The organism is Streptomyces sp. CBMA123 (assembly GCF_014596465.1).
In the GTDB taxonomy this organism is placed as follows: Bacteria; Actinomycetota; Actinomycetes; order Streptomycetales; family Streptomycetaceae; genus Kitasatospora.
This window is the reverse complement of sequence record NZ_MECK01000090.1, coordinates 20,752-43,137: the sequence shown is the minus strand read 5'-3', so window position 1 is coordinate 43,137 and position 22,386 is coordinate 20,752. Positions and strand designations below refer to the sequence as shown.

At 72.8% G+C, this 22,386-nt stretch carries 23 protein-coding genes; 18 read left to right on the top strand and 5 right to left on the bottom strand.

The genetic code is table 11. From position 1 onward, the window contains the following. Positions 1–250: 250 nt before the first annotated feature. Genes BG452_RS13195 through BG452_RS13185 form a run of 3 tightly spaced genes read left to right on the top strand, consistent with a single transcriptional unit; the run spans position 251 to position 3,689 of the window. Complete coding sequence (locus BG452_RS13195; RefSeq protein ID WP_188304457.1) at positions 251–2,188, top strand: AMP-dependent synthetase/ligase; 1,938 nt, start codon at positions 251–253, stop codon at positions 2,186–2,188. A 57-nt stretch (positions 2,189–2,245) separates the two neighbouring features. Then, complete coding sequence (hemW, locus tag BG452_RS13190; protein WP_188304456.1) at positions 2,246–3,475, top strand: radical SAM family heme chaperone HemW; 1,230 nt, start codon at positions 2,246–2,248, stop codon at positions 3,473–3,475. Positions 3,476–3,515: 40 nt separating this feature from the next. Further along, complete coding sequence (locus BG452_RS13185; protein ID WP_317621018.1) at positions 3,516–3,689, top strand: hypothetical protein; 174 nt, start codon at positions 3,516–3,518, stop codon at positions 3,687–3,689. Here BG452_RS13185 and BG452_RS13180 read toward each other — a convergent pair. The 3 genes from BG452_RS13180 to htpX are packed head-to-tail and all read right to left on the bottom strand — an operon-like array spanning position 3,680 to position 6,072. Beyond that, on the bottom strand, positions 3,680–4,513 hold the full coding sequence (locus tag BG452_RS13180; protein WP_188304455.1) for a DUF3097 domain-containing protein: 834 nt from the start codon (positions 4,511–4,513) through the stop codon (positions 3,680–3,682). The two genes, BG452_RS13185 and BG452_RS13180, sit on opposite strands and share 10 nt — an antisense overlap. Before the next feature lie 24 nt (positions 4,514–4,537). Continuing rightward, positions 4,538–5,122, bottom strand: a complete 585-nt coding sequence (gene pspAB / locus BG452_RS13175) for a PspA-associated protein PspAB (RefSeq protein ID WP_188304454.1) — start codon at positions 5,120–5,122, stop codon at positions 4,538–4,540. Between the two features lie 29 nt (positions 5,123–5,151). Continuing rightward, positions 5,152–6,072: a zinc metalloprotease HtpX gene (htpX, locus tag BG452_RS13170; protein ID WP_188304453.1), complete on the bottom strand. Its 921-nt coding sequence runs from the start codon at positions 6,070–6,072 to the stop codon at positions 5,152–5,154. Between the two features lie 267 nt (positions 6,073–6,339). Between htpX and hrcA the strand changes: the two genes are divergently transcribed. The 15 genes from hrcA to era all read left to right on the top strand — a co-directional run bounded on the left by hrcA (position 6,340) and on the right by era (position 20,565). Continuing rightward, on the top strand, positions 6,340–7,374 hold the full coding sequence (hrcA, locus tag BG452_RS13165) for a heat-inducible transcriptional repressor HrcA (RefSeq protein WP_188304452.1): 1,035 nt from the start codon (positions 6,340–6,342) through the stop codon (positions 7,372–7,374). Between the two features lie 76 nt (positions 7,375–7,450). Beyond that, a complete protein-coding gene (gene dnaJ, locus BG452_RS13160; protein ID WP_188304451.1) occupies positions 7,451–8,590 on the top strand; it encodes a molecular chaperone DnaJ in 1,140 nt (379 codons plus the stop codon). An 81-nt stretch (positions 8,591–8,671) separates the two neighbouring features. Then, on the top strand, positions 8,672–9,421 hold the full coding sequence (locus tag BG452_RS13155) for a 16S rRNA (uracil(1498)-N(3))-methyltransferase (protein WP_188304450.1): 750 nt from the start codon (positions 8,672–8,674) through the stop codon (positions 9,419–9,421). Between the two features lie 82 nt (positions 9,422–9,503). Continuing rightward, positions 9,504–12,737, top strand: a complete 3,234-nt coding sequence (locus BG452_RS13150; RefSeq protein ID WP_317621017.1) for a S41 family peptidase — start codon at positions 9,504–9,506, stop codon at positions 12,735–12,737. A gap of 107 nt (positions 12,738–12,844) precedes the next feature. Then, a complete protein-coding gene (locus BG452_RS13145; protein WP_188304449.1) occupies positions 12,845–13,573 on the top strand; it encodes an RDD family protein in 729 nt (242 codons plus the stop codon). A gap of 55 nt (positions 13,574–13,628) precedes the next feature. After that, positions 13,629–13,982: a histidine triad nucleotide-binding protein gene (locus BG452_RS13140; RefSeq protein ID WP_188304448.1), complete on the top strand. Its 354-nt coding sequence runs from the start codon at positions 13,629–13,631 to the stop codon at positions 13,980–13,982. Between the two features lie 6 nt (positions 13,983–13,988). After that, complete coding sequence (locus tag BG452_RS13135; RefSeq protein ID WP_188304447.1) at positions 13,989–14,912, top strand: ribonuclease Z; 924 nt, start codon at positions 13,989–13,991, stop codon at positions 14,910–14,912. 302 nt (positions 14,913–15,214) lie between these two features. Continuing rightward, positions 15,215–16,240, top strand: coding sequence for a PhoH family protein (locus BG452_RS13130; RefSeq protein WP_223242160.1), 1,026 nt, complete (start codon positions 15,215–15,217; stop codon positions 16,238–16,240). A 14-nt stretch (positions 16,241–16,254) separates the two neighbouring features. Next, entirely contained in the window at positions 16,255–16,749 is a 495-nt protein-coding gene (ybeY, locus tag BG452_RS13125; protein WP_030061268.1) for an rRNA maturation RNase YbeY, read from the top strand. A gap of 19 nt (positions 16,750–16,768) precedes the next feature. Then, positions 16,769–18,094, top strand: coding sequence for a hemolysin family protein (locus BG452_RS13120; RefSeq protein WP_188304445.1), 1,326 nt, complete (start codon positions 16,769–16,771; stop codon positions 18,092–18,094). A 33-nt stretch (positions 18,095–18,127) separates the two neighbouring features. Then, positions 18,128–18,364, top strand: coding sequence for a hypothetical protein (locus tag BG452_RS13115; RefSeq protein ID WP_188304444.1), 237 nt, complete (start codon positions 18,128–18,130; stop codon positions 18,362–18,364). 26 nt (positions 18,365–18,390) lie between these two features. Next, the gene (locus BG452_RS13110; protein ID WP_188304443.1) at positions 18,391–18,936 is read left to right on the top strand and encodes a DUF4383 domain-containing protein; all 546 of its coding nucleotides are present in this window, start codon (positions 18,391–18,393) and stop codon (positions 18,934–18,936) included. A gap of 33 nt (positions 18,937–18,969) precedes the next feature. After that, positions 18,970–19,335 carry a cytidine deaminase gene (locus tag BG452_RS13105; RefSeq protein WP_188304442.1) on the top strand — a complete coding sequence of 122 codons (366 nt, stop codon included), beginning with the start codon at positions 18,970–18,972 and terminating at the stop codon, positions 19,333–19,335. A gap of 58 nt (positions 19,336–19,393) precedes the next feature. Continuing rightward, complete coding sequence (locus BG452_RS13100) at positions 19,394–19,576, top strand: hypothetical protein (protein ID WP_188304441.1); 183 nt, start codon at positions 19,394–19,396, stop codon at positions 19,574–19,576. Between the two features lie 59 nt (positions 19,577–19,635). Next, on the top strand, positions 19,636–20,565 hold the full coding sequence (gene era, locus BG452_RS13095; protein WP_188304440.1) for a GTPase Era: 930 nt from the start codon (positions 19,636–19,638) through the stop codon (positions 20,563–20,565). A 111-nt stretch (positions 20,566–20,676) separates the two neighbouring features. On the opposite strand, the gene BG452_RS13090 is transcribed toward era, so the two are convergent. Continuing rightward, the gene (locus BG452_RS13090) at positions 20,677–20,943 is read right to left on the bottom strand and encodes a protealysin inhibitor emfourin (RefSeq protein WP_188304439.1); all 267 of its coding nucleotides are present in this window, start codon (positions 20,941–20,943) and stop codon (positions 20,677–20,679) included. Positions 20,944–21,076: 133 nt separating this feature from the next. Then, positions 21,077–22,099, bottom strand: a complete 1,023-nt coding sequence (locus BG452_RS13085) for a M4 family metallopeptidase (RefSeq protein ID WP_188304438.1) — start codon at positions 22,097–22,099, stop codon at positions 21,077–21,079. Positions 22,100–22,386: the final 287 nt, after the last annotated feature.

Here is a 22,386-nt window from a genome sequence, read left to right as displayed (position 1 = left end):
GATTCGGGGGCCGTCCGGCGGAGGTTTGCCGGGCCTTTGCCATGGCCGGGCCCTGGGCCGGGTCCGTGGCTGCGGGGGCGTGCCAGCTGGATCCGCCCCCTTACGGAATGACCGGTTTCCCCCTAGGCTGCTGACAGCGCCCTTGTTACTGACCGGTACCACCCACCGCTCAGGCGGCCGGGGCCCGGCGGCCGCCCCCACGGACGCCGCGACCATCCCTCAGACGGCCACCCGCCCCCGGAGGTCCTCGTTGAGTTCCGCGCAGTCCCTGATCGACTCCGGCAGTGCCGACATCGTCGCCGGGCGTCCCGCCTCCGTCGCCCACCTGTTCCTGGAGCGCGTCGCCGCGACCCCGAACGTCGAGGCCTACCGCTACCCGGCCTCGGTCGACGAGCACGCCGCGGACGGTGCCCCGGGCGCCGAGCAGTGGCGCTCGCTGACCTGGGCGCAGACCGCCGTCCGGGTCAAGGCGGTGGCCGCCGGCCTGATGGCGCTCGGCATCCAGCCGGAGGACCGGGTCGCGCTGGCCTCCTCCACCCGGGTCGAGTGGATCCTCACCGACCTCGGCGCGATGTGCGCCGGAGCCGCGATCACCACCGTCTACCCGAGCACCAACGGGGACGAGACGGCCTTCATCCTCTCCGACTCCGGTTCCCGGGCCCTGTTCGCCGAGAACGCCGCCCAGTTGGCCAAGGCCGTCGAGCACATCGACCAGCTGCCCGAGCTGCGCACCGTGATCCTCTTCGACGCCCCCGCCGAGGCCGCCCGGCCCGAGACACTCCAGACGGCCGGGCTGGACCTGATCACCCTCGCCGAGCTGGAACGACGCGGCACCGAGTACCTGGAGCAGCACCCGGACGCCGTCGAGAAGGCCGTGGCCGCGCTCGACAAGGAGCAGCTGGCCACCCTCATCTACACCTCCGGCACCACCGGCCGCCCCAAGGGCGTGCGCCTGGTGCACGACTGCTGGGCGTACGAGGGCCGGGCCCAGGAGGCCAGCGGCCTGCTCGGCCCCGACGACGTCCAGTTCATGTGGCTGCCGCTGTCGCACGTCTTCGGCAAGACGCTGATCTCCGGCCAGATCGCCACCGGCCACGTGATGGCGGTGGACGGCCGGGTCGACCGGATCATCCACAACCTGCCGGCCATCCGGCCGACCACCATGGCCTCGGCGCCGCGCATCTTCGAGAAGGTCTACAACGGCATCGCCGGCCGGGCCCGGGCCGAGGGCGGCGCCAAGTACAAGATCTTCATGTGGGCCGCCAAGGTCGCCCGCGAGTACGCCCGGGCCGTCCAGGAGAGCCGGATCGCCACCGGCGTCGACAGCGCCCCGCTGGGCCTGCGGCTGCAGCACGCGGTGGCCGACAAGCTGGTGTACGCGAAGATCCGGGAGGCCTTCGGCGGCCGGCTGCGCGGCGCGGTCTCCGGCAGTGCCGCGCTCGCCCCCGAGATCGGCTACTTCTTCCTCGGCGCCGGGGTACCGATCCTGGAGGGCTACGGGCTGAGCGAGACCAGCGCCGGTTCCTGCGTCAACCGCAAGGAGGACGTGCGGATCGGCACGGTCGGCCGCCCGCTGCCCGGCACCGAGGTGCGGATCGCCGAGGACGGCGAGATCCTGCTGCGCGGCCCCGGCGTCATGCGCGGCTACCACAACCTGCCGGAGAAGACCGCCGAGGTGCTGGAGCCGGACGGCTGGTTCCACACCGAGGACATCGGCGAGCTCAGCCCCGACGGCTTCCTGCGGATCACCGACCGCAAGAAGGACCTGTTCAAGACCTCCGGCGGAAAGTACGTGGCGCCCAGCGAGGTCGAGGGCAAGTTCAAGGCGGTCTGCCCGTTCGTCAGCAACATCCTGGTGATCGGCAACGGCCGCAACTACTGCACCGCGCTGATCGGCCTGGACGAGGCGGTGCTGATGCCGTGGGCCGCCGAGCGCGGCCTGGCCGGCAGGAGCTACGCCGAGCTGGCCGCCGACCCGGCCGTGCACCAGCTGATCGAGGGCTTCGTCAAGCGGGTCAACGCCGACCTCCAGCGCTGGCAGACGATCAAGAAGTTCCACCTGCTGCCGCGCGACCTCGACATCGAGCACGGCGAGCTCACCCCGAGCCTGAAGATCAAGCGCCCGGTGGTCGAGCGGACCTACGCGGACGCGGTGGCCGCCATGTACACGGGCGCCAACGAGGCCTGAGCCCGGCTCCCGTACGGCCCGCGCCCGGTCGCGCGGGCCGTACGGGACAATGGGGGCATGCCCTCCGCACTCCCCGACGGCGAACCGGTGCCGTCCGACGGTTCCCTGCCCGCGCACGCCCTCGCCGGGCTGGGCCGGCGCCCGTTCGGCTTCTACCTGCACGTGCCCTACTGCGCCAGCCGCTGCGGCTACTGCGACTTCAACACCTACACCGCCACCGAACTGCGCTCCTCCGGGGCCGTGGCCTCGCAGGAGACCTACGCGGACAACGTGGTCGCCGAGATCCGGCACGCCCGGAAGGTGCTCGGGGAGGCCGACCTGCCCGTGCGGACCGTCTTCCTCGGCGGCGGCACCCCCACCCTGCTGCCCGCCCGCGACCTGGTGAAGATGCTCGCCGCCCTGCGCGAGGAGTTCGGGCTCGCCCCGGACGCCGAGGTCACCACCGAGGCCAACCCGGAGTCCGTCGACCCCGCGTACCTCGCCGAACTGCGCGAGGGCGGCTACAACCGGATCTCCTTCGGCATGCAGAGCGCCCGCCCGCACGTCCTGCGGCTGCTCGACCGCCACCACACCCCCGGCCGCCCCGAGGCCTGCGTGGCCGAGGCCCGCGAGGCCGGCTTCGAGCACGTCAACCTCGACCTGATCTACGGCACCCCCGGCGAGTCCGACGACGACTGGCGGGCCTCGCTGGACGCCGCGATCGGCGCCGGGCCCGACCACGTCTCCGCGTACTCGCTGATCGTCGAGGACGGCACCAAGCTGGCCGCCCGGGTCAAGCGCGGCGAACTGCCGATGATCGACGACGACGTGCACGCCGACCGCTACCTCATCGCCGAGCAGGCGCTCAGCGCGGCCGGCTACGCCTGGTACGAGGTCTCCAACTGGGCCACCACCCCCGAGGGCCGCTGCCGCCACAACGAGCTCTACTGGACCGGCGCCGACTGGTGGGGCGCCGGCCCCGGCGCCCACAGCCACGTCGGCGGCGTCCGCTGGTGGAACGCCAAGCACCCCGCCGCCTACGCCCAGGCCCTCGCCGAGGGCCGCACCCCGGCCCTGGGCCGCGAGGTCCTCACCGACGAGGACCGCCGGGTCGAGCGCATCCTGCTGGAACTGCGCCTGGCCGACGGCATCTCCCTCGACCTCCTCGCCGAGGCGGGCCGCAGGGCCGCCGCCAAGGCCCTCGCGGACGGCCTGCTCGCCGAGGAGCCCTACCGGCAGGGTCGCGCCACCCTGACCCTCCAGGGCCGCCTGCTGGCCGACGCCGTCGTTCGTGACCTGGTGGACTGATTGTCGTTGACGTGGTGTCAGCCGTCGGAGGGAGCGCGCGATGACCGCCATCGATGACCGGATGACTGGGATCTTCGAGAGCCTGGAGGTTCCTGAAGGCTTCAAGGCTGAGCTCATCAGGGGGGAACTCGTGATGACGGCCGGGCCGGACATGGTCCACAACATCCTGCTGGGCGTCACGCTCGACACCTCGGAGTTCCAGACCTACTCCTGACCCGGAAGGGCCGTGAAGTCGATCAACTCCTCTACCTTCGCCAGGAGTTCGGGCTCCAGGTCCCGGTAGCTGTTCACCTTCGACAGGATCCGCTTCCAAGCCGCCGGGGTGTCCACCGGCCAGCCGAGGCGGCGGCAGGTGCCCTCCTTCCAGTCCTCGCCCCGGGGGACGGCGGGCCAGCCGGGGATGCCGACGGAGGAGGGCTTCACGGCCTGCCAGATGTCGATGTAGGGGTGGCCGACGACCAGCACGGACTCGCCGGTGACCTGCGCGGCGATGCGGTGCTCCTTCGTCCCCGGGAGCAGGTGGTCGACCAGGACGCCGAGGCGGCGGCCTGGGCCGGGGGCGAAGTCGGCGACGATCGCGGGGAGGTCGTCGATGCCCTGGAGGTACTCGACGACGACGCCCTCGATGCGCAGGTCGTCGCCCCAGACCCGCTCGACCAGCTCGGCGTCGTGCCGGCCCTCGACGTAGATGCGGGACTCGCGGGCGACCCGGGCGCGGGCGCCGGGGACGGCGAGGGAGCCCGAGGCGGTGCGGGCGGGGGTGCGGGGCGCGGCGGGGGCGCTCGGGCGCACCAGGGTGACGGCCTTGCCCTCCAGCAGGAAGCCGCGCGGCACCAGCGGGAAGACCCGCTGCTTGCCGAACCGGTCCTCCAGGGTGACGGTGAACCCCTCCGCGGTCTTCTCGCACCGCACCACCGCCCCGCAGTAGCCGGTGGCGGCCTCCTCGACCACCAGGTCCCGCTCGGCCGGCACCTCGGGTGCCGGCTCCTGCTTCTTCCACGGCGGGGTGAGGTCGGGTCCGTACTGGTGGCTGCGCATGGGGGCGATTTTACGGACGGGGCGTCAGAGGCCCGGCGCGCCCCAGACCGGGAACCAGCGGCTGAGGTCCTTCTCCAACCGCAGGTCGTTGCCCAGCGTCGCGTTGACCTGGAGCTCCAGCGGGCTGTTGCGCCGTTCGCCGCCGCCGGGCATCGGGGCGAAGGGATAGAAGGTGCCGCGCTTGTAGAGGTAGACCAGGGCCAGCGACTGGCCCTGCGCGTTGCGGAAGCCGACCAGGGAGCAGAGCAGCTGCGGGCCGAAGCCGTTCGCCTCCAGCTCGCTGTTGACCGCGTGCAGGTCGTTGACCAGTTCCGGGAGTTCCTCGGGGGTGTGCCGGGTGAGCAGCCAGGAGTAGCCGTAGCCGTCCTTGGAGGCCTCCACCGGGACGCCGCCGCGTTCGGTGTCGGCGTCCAGCAGGGCCCGGACCTGCTGTTCGACCTGGACGAAGGCCGCGCCCTCGACGGCCGCGAAGCAGACCGAGCCGAGCCCGGTGGGGAGGAACCCGGCCGCGGCCTCCAGGGTGAGCGCGGCGGACGGCACGCCGAACAGCTGGTCGAGGTCGGGCTTGACGGGCTTGGTGCGGCCGAACAGGGCGTCCAGGAATCCCACGGCGGTCCTTTCGCGAACGGGAAGGAGGGTCAGCGGCCGAGCTGCTCGGAGATCTTCGCCAGCTGGGCCAGCCGCTTCTCCAGCGTCGGGTGGGTGGAGAACAGCTGGGAGGCGGTCTCCCTGGCGCTCAGCGCGGGGGCGAAGTAGAAGGCGTTGTAGGGCTGCGACTTGCGCAGGTCCTCGGTGGGGATGGCGGCGATCTGCCCGGTGACCTTGGTGAGGGCCGAGGCGAGGGCGCTGGGGCGGCCGGTGAGCTGGGCGGCGGCCCGGTCGGCGGCCAGTTCGCGGTAGCGGGACAGCAGCCGGGTGAGCAGGAAGCTGATCGCGTAGACGACGATCGACACCAGCGGGATGATCAGCGCCGCGATGGCGGCGTTCTGGTCGTTGTTGTTGCGTCCGCCGCCCATGAACCCGCCGTACATGGCGATCCGGGTCATCGCGCCGGCGAGCACGCCGAGGAAGCCGGCGATGGTCATCACCGCGACGTCCCGGTGGGCGACGTGCGAGAGCTCGTGGGCGAGGACGCCCTCCAGCTCCTCGGGTTCGAGCCGGCGCAGCAGGCCGGTGGTGACGCACACCACGGCGTTCTGCGGGTTGCGGCCGGTGGCGAAGGCGTTCGGCATGTCGTTGTCGGCGACCGCCACGCGGGGCTTGGGCATGTCGGCCAGCGCGCAGAGCCGGTCGATGGTGCCGTGCAGCTGGGGGTACTGCTCCTCGGTCACCTGGTGGGCGCCCATGGCCCGCTCGGTGATCTTGTCGCTGAACCAGAACTGGGCCACGAACAGCCCGCCGGAGATCAGCACGATCAGCGGCCAGGCCCCGCGCAGCAGCGCGATCAGCAGGCCCGTGAAACCGACGTACAGCAGCCCGATCACGAACATCGTCGCGACCATGCGGCCGGTCAGGCCGCGGTCGGGCGCGAAACGGGTGTGCTGGCCCGAGCTCGACATTGCTTGCTCCTCCGTTCGCCGTCGCTTTCGATGCTGCCACCCGGACGGCCCCGGGGCACCACCCGCGCGTGCGGAGTGTCGTGGCGGCCGTCCGGAACTGCGGGCAGGATCACCCCGGCCGGGCCGTTCCTGCGATAGGACCCGGGCCGTACACTGGCAGGTACGGTTTTGGCACTCGTGTGCGCAGAGTGCCAAGGTCGGGGCCCTCGTCGGAGCGGCTCGCAGCATCACAGACGGACAACGTGCGAAGACGGAGGTGCGTGCCCCATGGCCGGTGAGGTCCGCCAACTGGACGACCGCAAGCTCGCCGTGCTGCGCGCGATCGTCCAGGACTACGTGGGGACGGAGGAGCCGGTCGGCTCCAAGGCCCTGGTGGAGCGGCACAACCTCGGGGTGTCCCCGGCGACGGTGCGCAACGACATGGCGGCGCTGGAGGAGGAGGGCTACATCCACCAGCCGCACACCAGCGCCGGGCGGATCCCCACCGACAAGGGCTACCGGCTGTTCGTCGACAAGCTCGCCGAGATCAAGCCGATGAGCTCCCCGGAGCGCCGGGCGATCCGGCACTTCCTGGACGGCGCCGTCGACCTGGACGACGTGGTCATGCGCACGGTGCGGCTGCTCGCCCAGCTGACCCGGCAGGTCGCGGTGGTGCAGTACCCCTCGCTCACCCGCTCCACCGTCCGGCACATCGAGCTGGTGGCGCTGGCCCCGGCCAAGGTGATGCTGGTGCTGATCACCAACACCGGCCGGGTCGAGCAGCGGATGGTCGACTGCCCGGGCACGGTCGGCGAGACGGTCCTGGCGGACCTGCGCTCGCGGATCAACGCGCGGGCGGCCGGGCAGCGGCTGCCGGACGTGCCCGGGCTGCTGGAGGAACTCCCGGGGGCCTTCGAACAGGCCGACCGGCCGACCGTCAGTACGGTCCTGGCGACGCTGTTCGAGGCGCTCGCCGAACAGAACGAGGAGCGGATCATGCTGGCCGGCACGGCCAACCTGACCCGCTTCGGGCACGACTTCCCACTCAGCATCCAGCCGGTGCTGGAGGCCCTGGAGGAGCAGGTCGTCCTGCTCCGCCTCCTGGGTGAGACCGCGGACGCCGCGATGACCGTCCGGATCGGGCGGGAGAACGCGTACGAAGGGCTGAATTCCACCTCGGTCGTTTCGGTCGGCTACGGTTCGGGCGACGAGAGCGTGGCCAAACTGGGTGTGATCGGTCCGACCCGGATGGACTACCCGGGCACAATGGGGGCGGTGCGAGCGGTGGCACGGTACGTGGGCCAGATCCTGGCCGAGTCGTAGCTCACAACCGTCGTCGGACAAACCCGGCGGCGGTGTCCAGTCGCACTACTAACAGGCGGAACAAGCGGAGCATTTGGTGGCCACGGACTACTACGCGGTACTCGGCGTCCGACGGGATGCGGGGCAGGACGAGATCAAGAAGGCGTTCCGGCGCCTCGCACGCGAACTGCACCCGGACGTCAACCCGGACCCGAAGACGCAGGAGCGGTTCAAGGAGATCAACGCCGCCTACGAGGTGCTCTCCGATCCGCAGAAGCGCCAGGTCTACGACCTCGGCGGCGACCCGCTGTCGCCCGGCGGCGGTGGCGCGGGCGGCTTCGGCGCCGGCGCGGCGGGCTTCGGCTTCTCCGACATCATGGACGCCTTCTTCGGCGCCGCGGCCGGTCAGCGCGGCCCGCGCTCGCGCACCCGCCGCGGCCAGGACGCCATGATCCGGCTGGAGATCACCCTGGAGGAGGCCGCCTTCGGCACCACCAAGGAACTCCAGGTCGACACCGCCGTCACCTGCACCACCTGCAGCGGCGAGGGCGCGGCCCCCGGCACCTCCGCGCAGACCTGCGACATGTGCCGCGGCAAGGGCGAGGTCTCCCAGGTGACCCGGTCCTTCCTGGGCCAGGTCATGACCTCCCGCCCGTGCCCGCAGTGCCAGGGCTTCGGCACCGTCGTGCCGACCCCGTGCCCCGAGTGCGCCGGCGACGGCCGGGTGCGGGCCCGCCGCACCCTGACGGTCAAGATCCCGGCCGGTGTGGACAACGGCACCCGGATCCAGCTGGCCGGCGAGGGCGAGGTCGGCCCCGGCGGCGGCCCGGCCGGCGACCTGTACGTCGAGATCGCCGAGACCACCCACACGGTCTTCCAGCGGCGCGGGGACGACCTGCACTGCACCGTCACCATCCCGATGACGGCCGCCTCGCTCGGCACCCAGGTGCCGCTGCAGACCCTGGACGGGCTGGAGGAGGTCGACATCCGGCCCGGCACCCAGTCCGGCCAGTCGATCCCGCTGCACGGCCGGGGCATCACCCACCTGCGCGGCGGCGGCCGGGGCGACCTGATAGTGCACGTCGAGGTGCAGACGCCCACCAAGCTCGACCCCGAGCAGGAGGAGCTGCTGCGCCGGCTCGCGGTGCTGCGCGGCGAGGAGCGGCCGTCCGGCCAGTTCGCGCCGGGCCAGCAGGGCCTGTTCTCGCGTCTGAAGGACGCCTTCAACGGCCGGTAGCCGTCCGGGAGGGGGTGCCGGGGCTCGCCCGGCACCCCCTTCGCGTTCCCCCAAGCCCCACCCCTCCGGAGGTTCCCCGTCATGACCGCGCCCGTCTTCGTCGTCGAGACCGAGCGGATCGCCGCCGCAGCGCCCGGGGCCGTGGTGCGGCTCGACGGCGCGGAGGGGCGGCACGCGGCGGCGGTGAAGCGGCTGGCGCCCGGCGAGGCGGTGACCCTGGCGGACGGGCTGGGGCTCGGCGTGGACGGCACGGTCGCCCAGGTGCTCGGCAAGGACGCGATCGAGGTCACGGTGGCCGCGGTGCGGCGGGAGCCGGAGCCGGCGCCGCGGATCGTCGTCGTCCAGGCGCTGCCCAAGGGCGACCGCGGCGAACTCGCCGTGGAGACCATGACCGAGGTCGGCGTGGACGTGGTGGTCCCCTGGGCCGCCTCGCGCTGCATCACCCAGTGGAAGGGCGAGCGCGGCGCCAAGGCGCTCGCCAAGTGGCGGGCCACCGCCCGGGAGGCGGGCAAGCAGTCCCGCCGGCTGCGCTTCCCCGAGGTGCGCGAGCCGATGACCACCCGGCAGCTGGCGCCGCTGCTGGCCGGCGCCGCCCTGGCCGCCGTGCTGCACGAGGAGGGCGCCGAGCCGCTGGCGCAGACCGCGCTGCCGGCCGGCGGGGACATCGTGCTGGTGGTCGGCCCGGAGGGCGGGGTCTCCCCGGAGGAGCTGGCCGCCTTCGCCGAGGCGGGCGCGAAGCCGTACCGGCTGGGACCGTCGGTGCTGCGCACCTCGACCGCCGGGGTGGCCGCCGGGGCGCTGCTGCTGGGGCGCACCGGCCGCTGGGCGTAACCCCACCCGCAACTCCCGTGCGCCCGCCGGGAGTCTGGGGAAAACGGAGCGGCTCGTACCCGCACCTGCCTAGGCTGACCGCGTGACGGACTCCCTGAGCACCTCTGCGGGCGCCTATCTGCGCCACCCCCATCTGCACGGTGAGCTGGCCGCCTTCGTCGCCGAGGACGACCTGTGGCTCGCCCCGCTGGACGGCGGGCGGGCCTGGCGGCTGACGGCCGATCACCTGCCGGTGCACCACCCCCGGTTCTCGCCGGACGGGCGGCACCTCGCCTTCACCTCGACCCGGGACGGCGCCCCCGAGGTGCACGTGGTGCCGGTGGACGGCGGGCCGTCCCGGCGGCTGACGTACTGGGGCAACGCCGAGACCCGGGTGCAGGGCTGGACCGCCGACGGGCGGCCGATCGCCACCACCGGCGCGGGCGAGGCCGGTGTGCGGCGCTGCTGGGCGCACGCGGTGCCGCTGGACGGCGGCGAGCCGGTGCGGCTGCCGTACGGGCCGGTCGGCGGGCTGGCCTTCGAGCCGGACGGCGACCAGGTGCTGCTGGTGAACGTCAACAACCGTGAACCGGCCTGGTGGAAGCGCTACCGGGGCGGCCGGGCGGGCAAGTTGTGGATCGGGCGGGACCGCTTCACCCGGATCCACGAGGAGCTGGACGGGCAGCTCGACTCCCCGCTGTGGGTCGGCGGGCGGATCGCCTTCCTGTCCGACCACGAGGGCGTCGGCGAGCTGTGGTCCAGCCGCCCGGACGGCTCGGACCTGCGCCGCCACAGCACCGACCCGGACGGCTTCTACGCCCGCAACGCCACCACCGACGGCAGCCGGGTGGTCTTCCACCGGGCCGGCGACCTCTGGCTGCTGGACGACCTGGACACCGCCGCCCCGCGCCGGCTGGACGTCCGGCTGGCCGGGCCGCGCACCGGCCGGCGCCCCCACCCGGTGCCCGCCGCGTACTGGCTGGAGTCCGTCGCCCCGGACCGCACCGGCCGGGCCAGCGCCGTGGTGGTGCGCGGCGGCGTGCACTGGCTGACCCACCGGGAGGGCCCGGCCCGGGTGCTGGACGAGACCCCGGGCGTGCGGGCCCGGCTGGTCCGGGTGGTGCCGGGCGAGGACGGCGCCCAGGGCGTGCTCTGGGTGTCCGACGCCGAGGGCGAGGACGCCCTGGAGTACGCCCCCGCCGTCCACGACCCGGAGCGGCGCCGGCTGGCCGCCGGGCGGCTGGGCCGGGTCAACTCGCTGGTGGTCTCCCCGGACGGCAAGCAGGCCGCGCTGGGCGTGCACGACGGCCGGGTGCTGCTGGTCGGGCTGGCCGACGGCGCCGTGCACGAGCTGGACCGCAGCACCGACGGCGAGGTCAGCGGGCTGGCGTTCAGCCCGGACTCGGCCTGGCTGGCGTGGTCCCGTCCGGTGCACCGGATGGGCCCGTACTCGCTGCGCCAGATCGTGCTGGCGAACACGGCGACCCGCACCGTCGGCGCGCTCACCCCGCAGCGCTTCCTGGACACCTCGCCGGCCTTCACCGCGGACGGCCGCTACCTGGCCTTCCTGTCGGTGCGCAACTTCGACCCGGTCTACGACGCGCACGCCTTCGACCTGTCCTTCCCGAACGGCTGCCGCCCGTACCTGGTCACGCTCGCCGCCGACACGCCGTCCCCGTTCGGCCCGCAGCGGGCCGGGCGCCCGCTCGGCGGGGAGGAGGACGAGCCCAGGGCCCGGAAGGCGGACGTCGAGGAGGCAGCGGACGGGGCCGCGCCGGCCACCAGGGTGGACCTGGACGGCATCGCCGACCGGATCATCCCCTTCCCGGTCGAGGGCGGCCGGTTCCACGCGCTGCGCGCCGCCAAGGACGGGGTGCTGTGGACCAGGGCGCCGCTGCTCGGCGAACTCGGCGACGAGGCGGCCTCCCTGGACGACGAGCGGCCCCGGCCGGTGCTGGAGCGCTTCGACCTCAGGAAGCGCCGGGTGGAGCAACTGGTGCACGGGCTCGACGGGTTCGCGGTCAGCGGGGACGGCGCCCGGGTGGCGGTGCTGGACGAGGGCGAGCTGCGGATCGTCCCGGCCGGCCACAAGGCCGTCGGCGAGGACGACGAGATCGCCGTCGACCTCGCCCGGCTGCGGGTGACCGTCGACCCGGCTGCCGAGTGGCGGCAGATGTACGCCGAGAACGGCCGCCTGATGCGGGACAACTTCTGGCGCCCCGACCTCGGCGGCCTCGACTGGGCGGGGATCCTGGACCGCTACCGGCCGCTGGTCGAGCGGGTCGGCTCGCACGACGAACTGGTCGACCTGCTCTGGGAGGTGCACGGCGAACTCGGCACCTCGCACGCCTACGTCGTCCCGTACGGCCGCTACACCGAGCCCGCCCGGCGCCAGGGCCTGCTCGGCGCCGACCTGGTCCGGGACGGCGGGCAGTGGCGGATCGGCCGGATCCTGCCCGGCGAGTCCTCCGACCCCAGGGCCCGCTCGCCGCTGGCCGCGCCCGGCGCCGCGATCCGCCCGGGCGACGCCGTGCTCGCCGTCAACGGCCGCCCGGTGGACCCGGTCACCGGCCCGGCCCCGCTGCTGGCCGGCACCGCCGGGCAGCCGGTCGAGCTGACCGTGGCCGGCAAGGACGGCGACCGGCGCCACCCCGTGGTCGTCCCGCTCGCCGACGAGGCGGCGCTGCGCTACCACGACTGGGTGGCCGGCCGGCGGGCCGAGGTGCGGGAGCTGTCCGGCGGCCGGCTCGGCTACCTGCACATCCCCGACATGCAGACGGCCGGCTGGGCCCAGCTGCACCGCGACCTGACCACCGAGATGGCCAAGGAGGGCCTGATCGTGGACGTCCGGGAGAACCGCGGCGGCCACACCTCGCAGCTGGTGATAGAGAAGCTGGCCCGGCGGATCATCGGCTGGTACGCCATCCGGGACACCGACAACCGGGTGCCCTACCCGATGGACGCCCCGCGCGGGCCGGTGGTCGCGCTCGCCAACGAGCTGTCCGGTTCGGACGGCGACGTGGTCAACGCCGCCATCCAGGCGCTCGGGATCGGCCCGGTGGTCGGTACCCGCACCTGGGGCGGGGTGATCGGCATCGACAGCAGGTACCAGCTGGTCGACGGCACCCTGGTCACCCAGCCCAAGTACGCGATGTGGCTGGAGAACTACGGCTGGGGCCTGGAGAACCACGGCGTCGACCCGGACGTCGAGGTGCCGTTCGCCCCGCACCACTGGGCGGCCGGCGAGGACCCCCAGCTGGCCGAGGGCGTGCGGATCGCCCTCGCGACCCTGGCCGCCACCCCGGCCCGCACCGGGCCGCCGCTGCCCTGGGCGTAGCCGGGGGTGTCCGGAGCGGGAGGTCGGCCGGTGCCGACCGACCTCCCGCTCCGCGGGCGTGGGTAGGATGCGGGGCTGTTCTTGATCGACAGCTCACGGGGGATCACATGGCACAGGGCTATCCGCCACCGCAGTACCCGCAGCAGGGCTACGGGCCGAACCCGTACGGCCAGGGGCCGTACGCCCAGCCTCAGCCCCAGCCCTACGCGCAGCCGCCGCAGCCGTACGGCCAGAGCCCGTACCCGCCGCAGGGGCAGCCGCAGCCGTACCCGCCCCAGCAGCAGCCGTACCAGCAACAGCCCTATCAGCAGCAGCCGTACCAGCAGCAGCCGTACGCGGGGCCCGGGCTGCCGCCGTGTCCCAGGGAGGCGGGCGGCGGGCGGCGGTTCCTGGCGATCGTGCTGGACTTCGGCTTCGCCTTCGTCGCCGGTTTCGCCGCCGCCCTCGCCTCCGACGCCGCCGCGGGCCGCACCAAGCCCGTCGCGGCCGCGGCCGGCCACGCCGTCCAGCACGCCAGCGGTCCGGTGGTGCCGTTCTGGGTGGCGTTCCTGGGCGTCGGCCTGCTCGCCTCGTTCCTCAACCAGGTGGTGCTCGCCCGGCTGACCGGTTTCAGCGTGGGCAAGGGGATCCTGGCCCTGCGCGTGGTGCGCCGCAAGCGGGTGATGCGCCCCAACATGTGGCGGCTGACCCGGCGCTGGCTGCTGGGCTTCGTCTTCCTGGCGGTGGTGGTCATCTCCGATGACTTCGACATCTCCGAGGGGGACGTCGTCGGCATGCGCTCGGTCCGCTGGAAGCACCTGCGGGAGTACCGGCAGGCGGTCGCGCGGCTCGGCTAGGCTGCGCCCGTACGGCCCCACGTCAACGAAGACCCAGTGACCCGAGGAGAATCCGATGGCCGGCGAGCCGCAGCCCGACTGTGTGTTCTGCAAGATCGTCGCGGGCGAGATCCCGGCGACCGTGGTGCGCAAGACCGACCGCGTCCTCGCCTTCCGTGACATCGCGCCCAAGGCCCCCGTGCACGTCCTGGTCATCCCGCACGTCCACTACCCGAACGCCGCGGCGCTGGCCGCCGCCGAGCCGGAGATCGCCGCCGAACTGCTCGTCGAGGCGGGCGCGGTGGCGAAGGACGAGGGCATCGAGGACTACCGGCTGATCTTCAACACCGGTGCGGGCGCCGGGCAGACCGTCTTCCACGCCCACGTGCACGTGCTCGGCGGGACGCGGATGACCGAGAGCATGGTCTGATCCCAGGTGTCCCAGCGCGAACTCGTCGTCCTCGGCACCGCCAGCCAGGTGCCCACCCGGCACCGCAACCACAATGGCTACCTGCTCCGCTGGGACGGCGAGGGCCTGCTGTTCGACCCCGGCGAAGGCACTCAGCGGCAGATGCTGCGGGCCGGGGTCTCGGCCACCCAGATCAACCGGATCGCCGTGACCCACTTCCACGGCGACCACAGCCTGGGCCTCGCCGGGGTGATCCAGCGGATCAACCTTGACCGGGTCCCGCACCCGGTGGACGTCTACTTCCCGGCGTCCGGCGAGGTCTACTTCGAGCGGCTGCGCTACGCCACCGCCTACCACGAGACCGCGGTGCTGCGGCCCAGGCCGATCGACGAGCCCGGCCCGCTGCCCGCGCCCGGCGCCCGGTTCGCACTGGACGCCGTCCGGCTGGACCACCCGGTGGAGTCCTTCGGCTACCGGCTGTCCGAGCCGGACGGCCGCCGCCTGGTGCCCGAGCGGCTCGCCGCGGCCGGCGTGCACGGACCGGCCGTGGGCCGGCTCCAGCACGAGGGCGCGGTCGAGGTGGACGGCCGCACCGTCACCCTGGACGAGGTCAGCGAGCCGCGGCCGGGCCAGCGGTTCGCCTTCGTGATGGACACCCGGCTCTGCGAGGGCGTGCACCAACTCGCCGAGGGCGCCGACCTGTTGGTGGTCGAGGCGACCTTCACCGACGCCGACGCCCAGCTCGCCGAGGACCACGGCCACCTCACCGCCGGACAGGCCGCCAAGGTCGCCGCCGAGGCCGGGGCGCGCACCCTGGTGCTGACCCACTTCTCCCAGCGCTACCCGGACCTCGGCCAGCACCTGGCCGACGCCCGCAAGCACTTCGACGGGGAGCTGGTGCTCGCCGAGGACCTCGTCAGGGTGCCCGTCCCCACCCGCCGCCACCCGTGAGCGGACGGGGAGCGCTGCGGGGAGGCCGGGTGGCGCTCCCCGAAAAGGGCTCGCGCCGTCCCGCGATCTGCCGCAGCATCGTCGGGTGCGGCCCCGCCGCCCGCCGCGGCGATCACGCTCGCGGCGTACCCTGGTGCCCCGGAGAGACCGAGCGGCACACGACACCACGGATGGGATGAGGCAGGCCCCAGCGCCGACCCATGAGTGACACATCGCAGACCCGTACCGACGGACAGTCGCGCCCCGAGCCGGCGGACGACGCCCGTGTGAGCGCCCGGATCGTCATCCCCGAGAAGCACCCGATGGTCACCCTGCTCGGCACGGCGGACTCGCTGCTGCGCGTGATCGAGCAGGGCTTCCCCGCCGCCGACATCCACGTCCGCGGCAACGAGGTGACCGCCACCGGGGAGCGCGCCGAGGTCGCCCTCGTGCAGCGGCTCTTCAACGAGATGATGCTGGTGCTGCGCACCGGCCAGCCCCTGACGGAGGACTCCGTGGAGCGCTCCATCGCCATGCTCCGCGAGGAGGGCCCGGACAGCCCGGCGCCGTCCCAGGTGTTCACCGCGAACATCCTGTCCAACCGGGGCCGCACGATCCGCCCCAAGACGCTCAACCAGCAGCGCTACGTCGACGCGATCGACAAGCACACGATCGTCTTCGGCCTCGGCCCGGCCGGCACCGGCAAGACCTACCTGGCGATGGCCAAGGCCGTCCAGGCCCTCCAGGCCAAGGAGGTCAACCGGATCATCCTGACCCGCCCGGCGGTCGAGGCGGGGGAGCGGCTGGGCTTCCTGCCCGGCACCCTCTACGAGAAGATCGACCCGTACCTGCGCCCGCTGTACGACGCGCTGCACGACATGATGGACCCGGACTCCATCCCGCGCCTGATGGCGGCCGGCACCATCGAGGTCGCCCCGCTCGCGTACATGCGCGGCCGCACCCTCAACGACGCCTTCATCATCCTGGACGAGGCCCAGAACACCTCGCCCGAGCAGATGAAGATGTTCCTCACCCGCCTCGGGTTCAACTCCCGGGTGGTGGTCACCGGCGACACCAGCCAGATCGACCTCCCGGGCGGTACCCGCAGCGGCCTCAAGGTCGTCCAGGAGATCCTGGCCGGCGTGCCGGACATCCACTTCTCCGTCCTCACCAGCACCGACGTGGTCCGCCACAAGCTGGTCGGCCGGATCGTGGACGCCTACGAGCGCTGGGACGCGCGGCAGGAGGCCGAGGAGAACACCCCGGCCCCCCGCAAGCCCGCCCAGCGGCGCCCCGGCAAGACCGCCGCGGCGCGCGCACCCCGACAGTCCCATCGCACCGAAAGCTGAGCACACAGCCCGTCATGTCGATCGACATCGCCAACGAGTCCGGTTGGGACGCCGATGAGGAAGCCATCCTCGACGTCGCCCGCTTCGCCCTGGACAAGATGCGGATCCACCCGCAGTCCGAACTGTCCGTGATCCTGGTGGACGGAGCGGCGATGGAGGAGCTGCACATCCAGTGGATGGACCTGCCCGGACCGACCGACGTGATGTCGTTCCCGATGGACGAGCTGCGTCCCGGCAAGGAGGGCGAGGAGCTGCCGCAGGGCCTGCTCGGCGACATCGTGCTCTGCCCCGAGGTCGCCGAGCAGCAGGGCAAGGCGGCCCCCTCCAAGCACTCGATGGACGAGGAGCTGCAGCTGCTCACCGTCCACGGGGTGCTGCACGTCCTCGGCTACGACCACGAGGAGCCGGAGGAAGAGGAGGAGATGTTCGCCCTCCAGAAGCGCATCCTGGACGACTGGCGGGCGGGCCGCGGCCTCGGCGGCATCTCCCCGGCCCCCACCACCCACTGAGCGCGGAGCCCGAACCCCTGTGAGTGGTGAGAGTACGAGCTTCATCCTCGGCGCCGTGGCCCTGGTCGTGCTCGGCTGGCTGGCCGCGTGCGCCGAGGCGGGCGTCTCCCGGGTCTCCCGGTTCCGGGCGGAGGAGGCCGTGCGCAACGGGCGGCGCGGCTCCGCGCGGCTGCTGGCCGTCGCCTCCGACCCGTTCCGCTACCTCAACCTGGCCACCCTGATCCGGGTGGCCAGTGAGATGGCGGCCGCGGTGCTGGTCACCGCGGTGTGCGTGCGCAACATCCACCCGACCTGGCAGGCCGTGCTGCTGGCCTTCGGCGTGATGGTGCTGGTGTCCTTCGTGGCGGTGGGCGTCTCGCCGCGCACGATCGGGCGCCAGCACCCGATCTCCACCGCGACCGCGGCCTCCTTCGTGCTGCTGCCGCTGGCCGCGGTGCTCGGCCCGATCCCGCGGCTGCTGATCCTGCTCGGCAACGCGCTGACCCCGGGCAAGGGCTACCGGGAGGGGCCGTTCGCCTCCGAGGCGGAGCTGCGCGCGCTGGTCGACCTGGCCGAGAAGGACGACCTGATCGAGGACGAGGAGCGCCGGATGGTGCACTCGGTCTTCGAACTGGGCGACACCATCGTGCGCGAGGTGATGGTGCCGCGCACCGACCTGGTGATGATCGAGCGGCACAAGACCGTCCGGCAGGCGCTCACCCTGGCGCTGCGCTCGGGCTTCTCGCGGATCCCGGTGGTCGGCGACAACGAGGACGACGTGGTCGGCATCGTCTACCTCAAGGACCTGGTGCGCCGCACCCACATCAACCGCGAGGCGGAGGCCGAGGAGGTCGGCGCGGTGATGCGCCCGGCCGTGTTCGTCCCGGACTCCAAGCCGGCCGGCGACCTGCTGCGCGAGATGCAGCAGCGCCGCTCGCACGTCGCGATCGTGATCGACGAGTACGGCGGCACGGCCGGCCTGGTCACCATCGAGGACGTGCTGGAGGAGATCGTCGGCGAGATCACCGACGAGTACGACCGGGAGATCGCTCCGGTCGAGGACCTCGGCGACGGCTCGTACCGGATCACCGCCCGCCTCCTGGTGGAGGACCTGGGCGACCTGTTCGGCATCGAGCTGGAGGACGAGGACGTGGAGACCGTCGGCGGGCTGCTGGCCAAGCACCTCGGCCGGGTGCCGATCCCCGGTTCGGCCTGCGAGATCCCGCTGCCCGACGCGGCCGCCGACGGTCTGACCGGCATCCTGCTGACCGCCGAGTCCTCGGCGGGGCGCCGCAACCGGATCGGCTCGATGGTCGCCGCGCCGGTGCGCGGGGCGGAGCGGACGGCGCAGGCCGTGGGCGAGTAGCGGGTGGGCGGTCTCCGCGCGACCATGGAGGGCATGACGCACAAACTTCGCGCGGAGTACGGCCCGCAGGGGGCGGTCGGCGGAGTCAAGTCCTGGCACGTGGTGCGGGACAAGGACCCGTCGACCGCACTCTGCGGCCGGACCATGCCCGACGACGCCGAGACGCGGCCCGAACAGGACTGGGGCACCGGGCTGCGTTGCTGCCAGCAGTGCGGCTCGCTCTACCTGCACGAGACGCCCCACCTGCAGGGGAGCCACCCCTACAGCTAGGCCATGGCTGTGCTCTGGAGGTCGCCATGAAGCTGCAAGACGAACTGCCCGTCGACCACAAGCTCCTCATGGTCTGGCGGATCGGAGCGGGGCTCGGAGGAGTCTTCCTGATCGTGTTCGGGGCCCTCGGGCTGGCCGACCACCCGGGCTTCCTCGACACCCAGGGCGATCAGGTCGTGGGGCTGTCGACCAACGGCGCGCTGGCCGTCCTGTCCATCGTGGCGGGCGCGATCCTGGTGATCGGGGCGGTGATCGGCGGGAACTTCGCCGCCAACCTGAACATGGCGGTGGGCGTGCTGTTCGTCCTGTCCGGTTTCTACGGCCTGACGGTGCTCGGACGGCCGGAGGCCAACATCCTCAACTTCCGGATGTCGAACGTGCTGTTCGCGTTCCTCTTCGGGGTCGTCCTGACGACATTCGGGATGTACGGCCGGGTGAGCAGCCACCTGCCGCACGACAACCCGTACTGGCGCCATCGCGCCGAGCACGAGGAGCCGATGCCGTCCGGGCCGAAGACCTTCGTCAAGGTCCTCCGCCCGAACCCGGGCCCGACCCGCCCGGTCGGCCACTGATCCGCTGCTACTCGCCCGCTCAGGCGGCGGCCTATGCTCGGCGGCATGAGTGACATCGTCGAGCTCGACCCCGAAGACAAGAAGATCATCACCCTGGCCCGCTCGGCCCGCGCCCGCAACGGCGTGGCCGAGGGGGCCGCGGTGCGTGACGAGACCGGCCGCACCTACGTGGCCGGGACGGTCGCGCTGGAGTCGCTGCGGCTGAGCGCGCTGCGGACGGCGGTGGCGATGGCGGTGGCCAGCGGTGCGAAGTCGCTGGAGGCGGCGGCCGTGGTGAGCGAGGCGGAGCAGCCGGCCGAGGCCGATCTGGCGGCCGTACGGGACCTGGGCGGGGCCGGGACGCCCGTGCTGCTGGCCGGCCCGGACGGGACGCTGCGGGTGACCGCCCAGGCCCGCTGACAAGCAAGCCCCCGGCGGGCCTCGCCCCCCTGCATTCAGCAGATAATCTCACCGGGGAGTGGACTCGGTGAGGGGCTGGGGCATGGGGGCGTTGGCGTTCGTCGCCGGGCTGGTGCTGTTCGTGATGGGGATGGGCAAGTGGCAGGAGACCGGCACGGTCTACTGGCTCTGGGGTTCGCTCGCCTTTCTGCTGCTGTTGGTGGTGTTCTCCCTGGTCGGCCGGGGCGGTAACAAGGGCTGATCGCGCCGGGCCGGCCACCCCGGACGGCGGGGCTCCGGTGATCAGGGAGAATGGAGCCCATGAATGCCCCTTCCTCCTCGTACCGCTCCGGGTTCGCGTGCTTCGTCGGCCGTCCCAACGCGGGCAAGTCGACCCTGACCAACGCCCTGGTGGGGACGAAGGTCGCGATCACCTCCGATCGCCCGCAGACCACCCGGCACACCGTGCGCGGCATCGTGCACCGCCCGGACGCCCAGCTCGTGCTGGTCGACACCCCCGGCCTGCACAAGCCCCGCACCCTGCTCGGCGAGCGCCTCAACGACCTGGTCCGCACCACCTGGGCCGAGGTCGACGTGATCGGCTTCTGCCTGCCCGCCGACCAGAAGCTCGGCCCTGGCGACAAGTTCATCGCCAAGGAGATCGCCGCGATCAAGAAGACCCCCAAGGTCGCCATCGTCACCAAGACCGACCTGGTCGACTCCAAGCGGCTGGCCGAACAGCTCATCGCCGTCCACCAGCTCGGCCTCGAGCTGGGCTTCGAGTGGGCCGAGATCATCCCGGTCTCCGCGGTCGGCGACCAGCAGGTCGAGCTGGTCGCCGACCTGCTCACCAAGCTGCTGCCGGAGGGCGACCAGCTCTACCCGGAGGGCGACCTCACCGACGAGCCCGAGCAGATCATGGTCGCCGAGCTGATCCGCGAGGCCGCCCTGGAGGGCGTGCGGGACGAACTGCCGCACTCGCTGGCCGTCGTGGTCGAGGAGATGCTGCCGCGCGAGGGCCGACCGGCCGACCGCCCGCTGCTGGACATCCACGCCAACGTCTACATCGAGCGGCAGAGCCAGAAGGCGATCGTGATCGGCGCCAAGGGCTCGCGGCTCAAGCACGTCGGCACCACCGCCCGCAAGCACATCGAGGCGCTGCTCGGCACGCCGGTCTACCTGGACCTGCACGTCAAGGTGGCCAAGGACTGGCAGCGCGACCCCAAGCAGCTGCGCAAGCTCGGCTTCTGACGGGGAGTACGGAAAGCCCCGGGCCCGTCCGGACGTTCGCGTCCGGGCGGGCCCTCGTCGTGCGGGCCGGTTGCGGGTGGGCCGGTTCCGTGCCGGCCGGTTTCGGGTGGGCTACGCGCCTTCGCGCAGCACCAGGGACAGCAGCTCCCGCTGGGAGTCGGTGAGCTTGGGGTCGGCGCAGTACACCGTCCGCCCGTCGACGGTGATCTCGTAGTGGAAGCCGTCCGGCACCCCGTACGAGGGGGCGCGCAGCCCGCCCGCGACGGCTTCGCGGGCGAGCGCGTGGACGTGCGGGGCGTCCGTGCGGTCGACGGTGTCGAGTTCCGCGTGGCGGACGATTCCGGCGAGGCCGCCGGTCCGGGTCACCTGGATACGCATGGTGTCCATGGTGCTACCCAGGGAGGGCTTTTGCGGCGCTTTTCCCCGACCGTGACCTTAAGTCGGTCTCAACCCGCTCTCAACCGGCGGCGAACCGGTCGTCTCCGGTCGGCCCGCCGGCCCGTCCGCCCCGTCAGCCGGGGCTGACGCCGACCTGCGCCCAGGAGGCCGTCACGGTGTCCGCGACCGAGGACTGGCCGGGGTAGCGGGCCTTGGCGGCGGCCACGGTGGCGCGGGCGAAGGCGGTGAAGTCGGCGTCGGCGGGCAGCCCGCCGCCGGTCAGGGTGTCGTACCAGATCCGCCCGGCGCGCTCCCAGGACCGGCCGCCGAGGGCGGTGGCCAGCAGGTAGAACGCGTGGTTGGGGATGCCGGAGTTGATGTGCACCCCGCCGTTGTCCTCGGTGGTGTCCACGTAGTCCCGCATGTGCGCGGGCTGCGGGTCCTTGCCGAGCTGGGGGTCGTCGTAGGCGGTGCCGGGGGCCTTCATCGAGCGCAGCGCCACGCCCTGGACGCCGGGGGCGAGCAGCCCGGCGCCGATCAGCCAGTCGGCGCCGGCGGCGTCCTGGTGCAGCGCGTACTGCTTGACCAGCGAGCCGAAGACGTCCGAGACCGACTCGTTGAGTGCGCCGGGCTGGTCCTGGTAGTCCAGGCCGGCGGTGAACTGGGTGACGCCGTGGGTGAGTTCGTGGCCGATGACGTCGATGCAGGTGGTGAAGTCGCCGAAGATCCGGCCGTCGCCGTCCCCGAAGACCATCTGCGAGCCGTTCCAGAAGGCGTTGTCGTAGTTGCGGCCGTAGTGGACGCTGGCGTCCAGCCGCAGCCCCCGGCCGTCGATCGAGTCGCGTCCGAAGATCTCGGAGTAGAGCGCGAAGGTGGCGCCGAGGCCGTCGTAGGCGTGGTTGACGGAGGGGTCGGCGACCGGGGCCCGGCCCTCGGTGCGGACGGTGCGCCCGGGCAGGTGTCGGCCGTGCCCGGCGTCGGCGATCACCCGGCTGAGGCCGGGGTCGGCGGCGGCCGGCGGGGGAGCGGTGAGGCGGGCCGCGCGGTGGGCGGCGTCGAGGGCGAGGGAGTGGACGGCGGGCTCGTGACCGGCCTCGGCGAGGCGGTCCAGGACGTACGGCGGGACGATCGCGCAGATCGGTACTGCTGCAGTCATGTGGCCCAGAGTGAGGCCTTGGTGACCGGTTGTCACCACCTTCGGCGGTACCGGTCGACGTCTCAAGGAGTGGAACGGGAGCCCGGATCACTTCGGGGGCGCGCGGGCCTGGGTTACGCTGGGCCACATCATGCGCAACGGGCTGCTTCTTCTTAGCTGCCGCGTCGAGGGCCTGTAGTCCACTGGGGCCGGCTCCCTCGCCGCGGGGAACGAGCTGCGCGCGGAACCGGCGATCCAACGGCGTATCGCGAGGCGCAGCAGAGGCCGGCCAGTCGGTGTTGATCCCT